This is a genomic window from Virgisporangium aliadipatigenens (assembly GCF_016863615.1).
GTDB lineage: Bacteria > Actinomycetota > Actinomycetes > Mycobacteriales > Micromonosporaceae > Virgisporangium > Virgisporangium aliadipatigenens.
Map to the genome: position 1 here is coordinate 45,301 of NZ_BOPF01000055.1, position 8,998 is coordinate 54,298.

The window sequence follows — 8,998 nt, forward strand, 5'->3', positions numbered from 1 at the left end:
GCAACGGCGGCGGGCCCGAGCCGCAGGCGGATTCGACCGCATCCGCGCCGGCCCGAACCTCGCCGCGCTACTTGTCGATGTCGCCCACCACGAAGAACATCGACCCCAGGATCGCGATCAGATCCGGCACCAGGCACCCCGGGATCAACGTCGCCAACGCCTGGACGTTCGCGTAGGACGCGGTGCGCAGCTTGAGCCGCCACGGCGTCTTGTCGCCCCGGGACACCAGGTAGTACCCGTTGATGCCGAGCGGGTTCTCGGTCCACGCGTAGGTGTGCCCCTCGGGCGCCTTGAGCACCTTGGGCAGCCGCACGTTGACCGGCCCCTGCAGGGTGTCGACCTGGTGCAGGCACTGCTCGGCGAGGTCCAGCGAGACGTACACCTGCTCCAGCAGGACGTCGAACCGTGCGTGGCAGTCGCCGGTCGTTCGCGTCACGACGGGCACGTCGAGCGACCCGTAGGCGAGGTACGGCTCGTCGCGGCGCAGGTCCAGGTCGAGCCCGGAGGCGCGGGCGACGGGACCCGACGCCCCGTAGCCGGCGGCGTCGGCGGCCGACAGCACACCGACCCCGACGGTGCGGGCGAGGAAGATCTCGTTGCGCCGGATCAGGTTGTCGAGGTCGGGGAGGCGCCGGCGCACCTCGCCGATGGCGGCGCGGGCCCGCGTGGTCCAGCCGGCCGGCACCTCCTCCTTGAGCCCACCGACCCGGTTGAACATGTAGTGCATCCGCCCGCCGGACGCCTCCTCGAGGACGGCCTGGATGGTCTCCCGTTCCCGGAACGCGTAGAACATCGGCGTGATCGCACCGATCTCCAACGGGTACGAGCCGAGGAACATCAGGTGGTTGAGCACCCGGTTCAACTCGGCGAGCGCGGTGCGCAGCCAGACGGCCCGCTCGGGGACCTCCAGCCCCATGAGCCGCTCGACGGCGAGCACCACACCCAGCTCGTTGTTGAACGCGCTGAGCCAGTCGTGCCGGTTGGCCAGCACGATGATCTGCCGGTAGTCGCGGGCCTCGAAGAGCTTCTCGGCGCCCCGGTGCATGTAGCCGACGATGGGTTCGCAGGAGATGACGCGCTCGCCGTCGAGCACCAGCCGCAGCCGCAGAACGCCGTGCGTGGACGGGTGCTGCGGCCCGATGTTGAGCACCATGTCGGCGGTGTCGAGCCCGGCACCGGTCCCGACGACAACCTCGCGACTCATGTCGCCCGCGCACGCGTCGGGGCGGTGCCGGTGGCACCACCTTCCCTCGTCGCGCCAACCGCTTCGCGGCCGGCACTCCTCAGTCCAGGCGGTGCCGCACCGCCCCCACGCGCGCTCATAGGTCTTGGAGGATACGCAGGGCCCGGGAGACGCGCTGCATGGTCTCCGTGTCGGCGACCTCGACCCGTTCGGTGAACCAGCGTTTGAGCGGGGACGAGAGCCGGTCCGGCATGACGACGTACTCGCCCAGCGGCACCGACAGTGGTGAGTCGCGCAGCTCGTGCCGGTCGGTGACCTCCGCGACGATGAGGACCGGCACCTCGGTCTCGTTGAAGATGTCGGAGCTGATGATCAGTCCGAGGCGTTCCCGGGCCCCGTTGATCAGCCAGACCTCACCGCGCCGCACGGCTCGCCAGGTAATCCTCTTCGTCGGCCAGGGCGCGCGCCTCGTCGTCGAGCCCGGCCCGCCGGACGGCGGCGGCGTGGGCCGTGAAGATCTCGCGTAATGCGCGCTCACGTGCGGCTTTGTCGATCCACGCCGACAGCGACACGCCTTCGCGCTCGGCCATCTGGCGCGCGTCGGCGATCGTCTGATCGGAGAAGGAGAGGGTCACCTTGGCGGTCATGCCAACGAGAGTACCTCAGGTATGACCGCCAATCCTACCGGCTGGATTACCCACCAGTGTCCGCCGAGGCCGTCCGGGTCGGTGAGTTCGGCCGCGGCGCTCGCCAGCGCCAGCGCCTGCACGTACCCGATCGGATCCTCGCGCGCCTGACCCAGCGGCGGCCGCCGCCCGTGCACGCCCAGCGCGCGCAGCACCGCCCGCTGCGTGAGCAGGACCGGTTCGCTGCCGGCGACCGCGCTGCCCGCGTCGGCGACGGAATCCATCGCGACGTAGGCGCTCACGTCGCAGCTGCCGTCGGGGACCGGTGGGACGCGGCGGCCGTTCAGGTGGCCGGCCAGTGTGCCGAAGACGGGGCGGTTGTCGCGCAGGTGGCCGTAGTCGACCGCCACCGCCAGGCCGCGCTTGACCGTGCCGACCGCCTCGGCCCAGGCTTCGTCGCGCGGGAGCCCGACCTCCACCCGGGTGCCGGGTACGCCGGTCGGCGGCCACCAGGCCTGCAGCCACCGTTCGTCGCGGCGGGTCACCCTGTTGCCCGAACGCCCGTTGACGTGCAGATACCGCGGCGGATCCCCGCTGGCGACGTCGAGCGGCACGTTGTCCAGCCACTCCGTCGCCGTGAGCAGTCCGACGGTCGCCTCCGGCGCCCGGTCGGTCCATTCGATCTCTTCCGGCAGGTCCGCCGGGCGCGACGCGAGTTCGACCGCGACAGGCCGCACCCGCTCTCTCAGTTTCGGTGGAACATCCAGAGCGACGGCCGGCCCGGACTCCAGCGCGGCCAGCACGGCCCTGAGCAGTTCGCCCCGTCCGGCACCGATGTCGACGAGGTCGATGCGGTCCGGGTGCTCCAGCGCGGTGTCGACCCGGATCAGCAGTTGGCAGATCGCCCGCGCGAACAGCGGCGACGCGTGCACACTGGTGCGGAAGTGCCCGGCCGGGCCGGGGCCGGGGCGGACGAAGAAGCCGTCGGCGTCATACAGCGCCTGCCGCATAGCCTCCCGCCACCGCACGTACCCCAGTGTTACGCATCAGGGGACGAGCCGGTGGGTCCTCGCCAGTTGACAGACCGCGAGCAGGCGCACCAGCGGCCAACTCGGGTCGGCCCAGTCCTCGACGGTCAGCTTCGCCGGCAGGTGGAACCCGCGCTGACCGGCCGTGTCGCAGACCCCGTCGGCGTACGCGGCGAGATCGGTCGCGGTGACCGTGTCGTCGGCACCGGCGAGCGCGTCCCGCACCGCGGCCGAGTGCTGGTCCACCTTCGACAGCAGCCCGGCGTCGGCGCGTGCGGCGCGGAAGCCTGACGTCCCCACCCGCCGGTCCCACTGGATCAGAGCCAGTTCGGCGGCGTTGACCACGATCCGGGGAGGGACGTGTTCGTCCGCGATGTCCATGGCGCCGACCGTACAAATCACGGCATGCCGATGGGGCGATCCGGACGGCCGGAGATATTTGGCTGTTCAGCCCCTGTACATGTCGATCGACGGCCACCCGATGTACAGGTGGCCGTCGATCATCGGATGTCCTACCCGGTGTACCGGCGTAGCCCCGAACCGGTCGTCGGCCGATCCGCGCGCACGTCCTGGTACGCCGTCTCGGCATCGGTCACCCCGGTGCGGTACGCCGCTCGGCTGTCGTCCCAGTCGAACTGGTAATGCCGATAGAGACGGGCCACCTCGTCGGTCGTCAGCGGTTCGTCCGGCTCGACGTCGACGTTCGGGGCGTCCTTGACGGTCTCCTTGTCGTAGGGCACCTGGAGGCCTTCGGTCGTCCACTGGGCGCCGTACAGGGGAACCAGCGACTCCCGCAGCCCGAACCAGCCGGTCTGCACCGTCGCCCAGGCGGGTTGCCCGGCCGGATCGGTGTACAGCTGGCCCAACCGGCCGATCTTCTCACCCTGCCGGTCGAGGACATCGGCGCCACGGAGATCGGAAACGCGATCCACGAGCTTCTCCTTCCGTCGTCGCAGAAGGCGTACCCGCTCAGAGGAAGGACATGCCCTCGCCGCGGTACGTCGGCCACTCGGCGGTCACCGCGTCGCCCTCGACGACGTGCAGCGCCGGCAGGTGTTCACACAGTTCACCAGCCTTGGCGTGGCGGAACCAGACCCGGTCACCGATTCGCAACCGGCTCGCTCCCGGGCCGGTCAACGGCGTCTGCACCTCGCCGGCGCCCTCCAGCGGGATCAGCTCCAACCCGGCCGGCAGCACCGGCGACGGCTGCCTGGTCGGGCTCGCCTCGCCGGAGGCGACCCAGCCGCCGCCCAGCACGGTCGCGATGCCGGGCGTGGGCCGGCGCACCACCGACAGCCCGAAGAACGCCGACGGGTGCGGCTGCCACGCCCGGTACCCGTCGAAGAGCGTGGGCCCGTACAGGCCCGAGCCGGCCGCGATCTCCGTCACCGAGGAATCCGTCGTGGTGGCCGCGACGCTCCCGGTACCCCCGCCGTTGACGAACTCCAGCTCGGCGTGCTCACGAACGGCGGCGACGGCGCGCTGACGACGTTCCCACAGATCTTTTTGGGAGCGCGACTGCATCAACCGGATGGCGACGGCGCGCAAGGGACGACCCGGTGGGGCGTCGCCCAATCCGGCGATCTGGGCCTCGTACGACATCATCCCCACGAGCCGGAACCCGGGCCGCTTGACGATCTCCGCGGCCAGCGCACCGGCCTGCGCGGCCCCGTGCACCGGCGAACGTCGCACCCCCACGTGCACCTGCTTCGACGGCCGCCACGAGGCGTCCAGCTCCAGGCACACCCGGATGGTGGGCCGCCGCGTGGGCCCGACGACGCTGTCCACCAGGTCCAACTGCGCGGGGTCGTCGATCATGAGGGTGACGGTCGCCGCGGCCCGCTCGTCGGCGGCGAGTGTCGCGATCGCGACCCGGTCGGCCGTCGGATAACCGACCACCGCGTCGTCGGTGACACCGGAGCCGGTCAGCCACAGCGCCTCGGGCAGCGTGTACGCCAGGATCCCCCGCCAACCCGGCCGGGCCAGCACCCGCCGCAGCGCCTCGCGGTTGCGCACGGATTTGCTCGCCAGGCGCAGCGGTTTGCCGGCGGCACGCGCGACCAGAACGTCCGCGTTCGCGTCGAAACTGGCGAGGTCGACGATGCCGACCGGGGACGGCAGGGCGGCCGTCGCGCGCTCGAACCGGTCGTAGAGGGCGTCCGCGGGCGTCACCGCTGCACCGTATCGGACCCGCGGCTCGCCCGCTCAGGCCCGGAAACCGCACTTGGTTAGAGTTAGCAGCGCGTCGGATCCTACGGTCCGGCGTTGAACGACGGGGAGGTCAGCCACCGTGACGAGGGACGGCACGTCCGACGCCCGGGGCGGCGACCACGGCGATCGCGCTGATCAGGGTGATCACGCGGAACGTCTCGCGGCGAGCCCCGAGCAGCAGTGGAGATCCGCCGCGGACGCGGCCGGGGAGATCCTGCCGCCGCCCGGCGGGGAGCCGGTGCACCCGCCGGTCGATGAGGGCTGGCCGGACCTCGGGCGGCTTTCGGCCGTCGATCCGCTGACGATCTCGCGGCTCGCGTCCGGGCCGGAGTCCGCTGCGTCGCCGGAGGCCAGTGCCTCGTCGGCCTCCTCGACCTCCGGCGCTTCTTCGACTTCGCCGGAATCGGCCGCGTCCGCCACCTCGGCGGCCTCGTCCGCCTCGGCGGCCTCCTCCACCTCGGCAGGCTCCTCGACCTCGGCGGCCTCGGTGAGGTCGTCGGGTGAGGCGGTGGGGACCGACGATGCCGCCGGGTCTGCCGGTGGGGCATCCAGGGCCGGAAAAGCGCGGCGGGCGAGGAAGGCCACGGCACCCACGGCTCCTGCGGCGCCCGGGGAGTCCGGGCGGGCGTCGGACGGCCCGGCGTCGGCCGAATCGGCGGCCGCTGCGGAATCCGAAGGGGCGGATGGCACGGCCGGGTCGGTGCCGTCGGGCGACGCCACGGCGGTGAGTCCGCCGGCGGCGGCCGGGCGGCGGCCGCGTCCCAGCCGGGCGCGGCGTGGCCGATCGGCCGGTGCTGCGGCGTCCACCCCGGCCGAGCCCACTTCGTTTGAGGCGACTTCATCCGAGTCCGCTGGGTTGGAGCCTGACCCCTTCGAGGCCGCCTCGCCGGGCGTAACCTCGGCGGGTGCGGCGTCCGGGCGGTCTCCGGCCGAGGTGGCGCCGCCTGCGGCTGGGCCGGCTTCTCCGGTTGAGCCTGCCTCCTTGGCTGAGCCTGCTTCTTCGGCTGATACGGCGCCGAGTGATGCGACGGCCGTGATTCCGGCGGTGGTGTCCGAGTCGGCCGGGTCTGAAGGTGCGGGAGCACCGGCTGATGCGACCGCCGTGATTCCGGCCGTGACCTCTGAGTGGCCGTCGGCTGAGGGGGTAACGGCCCCGGCCGATGCGACCTCGGTGATCCCGGCCGTGACCGCCGAGTCGGCAGAGTCCGATGGCGCGGCGCCGCCGGCCGATGCGACCACCGTGATTCCGGCCGTGACGACTGAGCGGCCGTCGGCCGAGGGAGTGACGGCGCCGGCGGATGCGACCACTGTGCTTCCGGCCGTGGCCGATGGCGCGCCGCCGCCGGCGGACGCGACCGCCGTGATTCCGGCCGTGACGGCTGAGCGGCCGTCGGCTGGGCCCGCGGCCCCGGCGGACGCGACCGCCGAGATTCCGGCCGTGACTTCCGCGCGGCCGCCGGCCGATGCGACCGCCGTCATCCCGGCGGTGGGGGGCGAGCGTCGCCCGGCGACCTCCCCGGCCGACGAGACCGTGATCATCCCCACGCCGCCCGCCGTCAACGCGGACGGCTTTCCGGTCTATCCGGACCCGCACCGTTCATCGGCGGAGCCGGAGCCGGCCCAACGGCCCACCGGCGCCCCGCCGGCGCAGGACCCGACGACGGTCATCCCGACCGGCCGCCCACCGGCGCCCGACGCCACCATGATCGTTCCCTCCGGGCCGCTGCCGCCGGCCGAGCCCACGGTGATCCTTCCGATCGGTTCGCCGACGGCCGGTGACGCCACCGTCGTGGTGCCCGTCCCGGAAGCGGAGCGGGAGCCGCGCGAGGCCGATGAGCGGGCCGCTTACCAGGGGCCCGAGCGCCGGCGGCCGGCCCAGGCGAAGAAGCAGCAGGTCGACCTCTCCGGCATCGCCGAGCTGAAGGCGATCATGCGGATCCGGGCGTTCCGGCGGCTGTGGGCCGTGCTCAGTCTCTCCGCGCTCGGCGACTGGCTCGGCCTGCTGGCGACGTCGACGTTCGCGGCGGCCCAGGTGGACAACTCGCTGGCGAAAGGTGCCGCGTTCGGCACCGTCATCGCCGTGCGCCTGCTGCCGGCGCTGATCCTCGGGCCGATGGCGGGCGTGCTCGCGGACCGCTTCGACCGGCGCTTCACGATGGCGGTCTGCGACGTCATCCGCTTCGTCTTCTTCCTGTCGATCCCGCTGGCGACGCTGTTCACGGACAATCCCGCGCTGGTCATCGGCTGGGCGGCGGTGGCGACGTTCGTCATCGAGGCCGTGGCGATGCTGTGGACGCCGGCCAAGGAAGCGGCCGTCCCCAACCTGGTGCCACGCGCCCGGTTGGAGGCGACCAACCAGCTCAGCCTCGCCACGACGTACGGCGTGACCCCGGTCGCCGCGGCGCTGCTGCTCGCCGGCCTCAACTCGTTGCTCGGGCAGTGGGACGTGCCGGAGTGGGCCGAGGCCACCGACGTCGCGCTCTACTTCAACGCGCTGACGTTCCTGGCGAACGCCCTCATCGTCTTCTTCCTCATCCCGGAGATCAGCGGCCGGGCCGCCGCGACGGGACCCGGCGAGCGCAAACCGGGGATGCTGCGCGAGTTCCTGGAGGGCTGGAAGTTCGTCGGGCAGACCCCGCTGGTGCGCGGCCTCGTGCTCGGCATCCTGGGGGCGTTCGCCGGCGGCGGTGTCGTGGTCGGCACGGCCAACCTCTACGCGCGCGAACTGTACGGCGGCGACGCGGCGTTCTTCCTGCTGTTCGCGACGCTGTTCATCGGGCTGGCGGGCGGCATCGTGGCGGGGCCGCGGCTGGTCGGCGCGCTGTCGCGGCGGCGCTGGTTCGGGCTGTCGATCATCCTGGCGGCGGGCTCCGTGATCGTGCTCGCGCTCGCGCCGCAGCTGGCGTTCGCGGTGACGGCGACGCTGTTCGTGGGCGCCGGTGCCGGGATGGCGTTCCTGTCCGGGACGACGCTGCTCGGTGGCGAGGTCGACGACGAGGTGCGCGGGCGGGCGTTCGCCGTGGTGCAGACGGGCGTGCGGGTGGTGCTGATGTTCACCATCGCGCTCTCCAGCACGTTGGTCGGTGCGGGCGGGCGGCCGACGTTCGACCTGGGGCCGTTCACGGTCGAACTGTCGACGACCCGCATCCTGCTGATCGTCGCCGGCGTCTGCGGCGTCATGGCCGGCGCCGGTGCGCTGAAGCAGATGGACGACAAGCACGGCGTGCCGCTGCTGGCCGACCTGTGGGCCTCCGTGCGCGGACGCCCGCTGGTGAAGGCCGAGCCGAAGCCGGTGCGCGGGCTGTTCCTGGTCTTCGAGGGCGGCGACGGCGCAGGCAAGTCGACGCAGGTGAACCTGCTGGCGGACGCGCTGCGGCGGGCCGGCCGGGACGTCGTGGTGACCCGCGAACCGGGCGCCACGACGGCGGGTGCGCAGATCCGGCGGCTGCTGCTGGAGGGCGAGGCGGTCGCGCCGCGCGCGGAGGCGCTGCTGTACGCGGCGGACCGCGCGCACCACGTCACCACGGTGGTGCGGCCGGCGCTGGATCGCGGCGCGGTGGTGATCAGTGACCGGTACGTCGACTCGTCGCTGGCGTACCAGGGGGCCGGCCGGACGCTTCCGGTGCAGGAGGTGGCCTGGTTGTCGGACTGGGCCACGGGTGGGCTCAAGCCGGACCTGGTCGTCCTGCTGGATCTCGACCCGGCGGTCGGGCTGCGGCGGGCGCTGTCCCGCTCGGGTGGCGCGGATCTGCTGGAGAGCGAGTCGCTGGCGTTCCACGAACGGGTCCGCTACCAGTTCCTCGACCTGGCCGCCAACGACTCGGGCCGCTACCTGGTGCTGGATGCCGAGCGCGAGCCGGAGCACGTCGCCTCCGTCGTGCTCGAACGGGTCGTCGAGCTGCTGCCGGCTCCGGACCGGTTCCAGCGAAGGAGCGATGACAGGGTGACCA

9 protein-coding genes are annotated in these 8,998 nt (G+C 72.6%); 1 reads left to right on the forward strand and 8 read right to left on the reverse strand.

Features of this window, described 5'->3' with window-relative positions:
- Nucleotides 1-67: 67 nt before the first annotated feature.
- The 8 genes from Val02_RS43505 to Val02_RS43540 form a co-directional block, all read right to left on the reverse strand.
- Nucleotides 68-1,204, reverse strand: a complete 1,137-nt coding sequence (locus Val02_RS43505; protein ID WP_203905228.1) for an NADH-quinone oxidoreductase subunit D — start codon at nucleotides 1,202-1,204, stop codon at nucleotides 68-70.
- A gap of 115 nt (nucleotides 1,205-1,319) precedes the next feature.
- Nucleotides 1,320-1,625, reverse strand: a complete 306-nt coding sequence (locus tag Val02_RS43510; protein ID WP_203905240.1) for a type II toxin-antitoxin system PemK/MazF family toxin — start codon at nucleotides 1,623-1,625, stop codon at nucleotides 1,320-1,322.
- A complete protein-coding gene (locus Val02_RS43515; RefSeq protein WP_203905229.1) occupies nucleotides 1,597-1,830 on the reverse strand; it encodes a DUF6364 family protein in 234 nt (77 codons plus the stop codon). The genes Val02_RS43510 and Val02_RS43515 overlap by 29 nt, the downstream gene beginning before the upstream one ends.
- Nucleotides 1,827-2,819, reverse strand: a complete 993-nt coding sequence (locus Val02_RS43520; protein WP_203905230.1) for an SAM-dependent methyltransferase — start codon at nucleotides 2,817-2,819, stop codon at nucleotides 1,827-1,829. The genes Val02_RS43515 and Val02_RS43520 overlap by 4 nt, the downstream gene beginning before the upstream one ends.
- A gap of 36 nt (nucleotides 2,820-2,855) precedes the next feature.
- Nucleotides 2,856-3,218, reverse strand: a complete 363-nt coding sequence (locus Val02_RS43525) for a DUF6401 family natural product biosynthesis protein (RefSeq protein ID WP_203905231.1) — start codon at nucleotides 3,216-3,218, stop codon at nucleotides 2,856-2,858.
- Between the two features lie 131 nt (nucleotides 3,219-3,349).
- Nucleotides 3,350-3,769, reverse strand: a complete 420-nt coding sequence (locus Val02_RS43530) for a PRC-barrel domain-containing protein (protein ID WP_203905232.1) — start codon at nucleotides 3,767-3,769, stop codon at nucleotides 3,350-3,352.
- A 37-nt stretch (nucleotides 3,770-3,806) separates the two neighbouring features.
- The gene (locus tag Val02_RS43535) at nucleotides 3,807-5,009 is read right to left on the reverse strand and encodes an amino acid deaminase/aldolase (RefSeq protein WP_203905233.1); all 1,203 of its coding nucleotides are present in this window, start codon (nucleotides 5,007-5,009) and stop codon (nucleotides 3,807-3,809) included.
- A gap of 183 nt (nucleotides 5,010-5,192) precedes the next feature.
- Nucleotides 5,193-6,356 carry a hypothetical protein gene (locus tag Val02_RS43540; RefSeq protein WP_203905234.1) on the reverse strand — a complete coding sequence of 388 codons (1,164 nt, stop codon included), beginning with the start codon at nucleotides 6,354-6,356 and terminating at the stop codon, nucleotides 5,193-5,195.
- Between the two features lie 622 nt (nucleotides 6,357-6,978).
- On the opposite strand from Val02_RS43540, the gene tmk reads away from it, so the two are divergent.
- Nucleotides 6,979-8,998 (forward strand): dTMP kinase (tmk, locus tag Val02_RS43545; protein WP_203905241.1); only part of this gene is annotated, 2,020 nt, incomplete at its 3' end.

Excerpts from the sequence above, each read along its gene's own strand:
- Val02_RS43505 (WP_203905228.1), bottom strand. The coding sequence starts at position 1,204 with ATGAGTCGCGAGGTTGTCGTCGGGACCGGTGCCGGGCTCGACACCGCC.
- Val02_RS43515 (WP_203905229.1), bottom strand. The coding sequence starts at position 1,830 with ATGACCGCCAAGGTGACCCTCTCCTTCTCCGATCAGACGATCGCCGAC.
- Val02_RS43520 (WP_203905230.1), bottom strand. The coding sequence starts at position 2,819 with ATGCGGCAGGCGCTGTATGACGCCGACGGCTTCTTCGTCCGCCCCGGC.
- Val02_RS43525 (WP_203905231.1), bottom strand. The coding sequence starts at position 3,218 with ATGGACATCGCGGACGAACACGTCCCTCCCCGGATCGTGGTCAACGCC.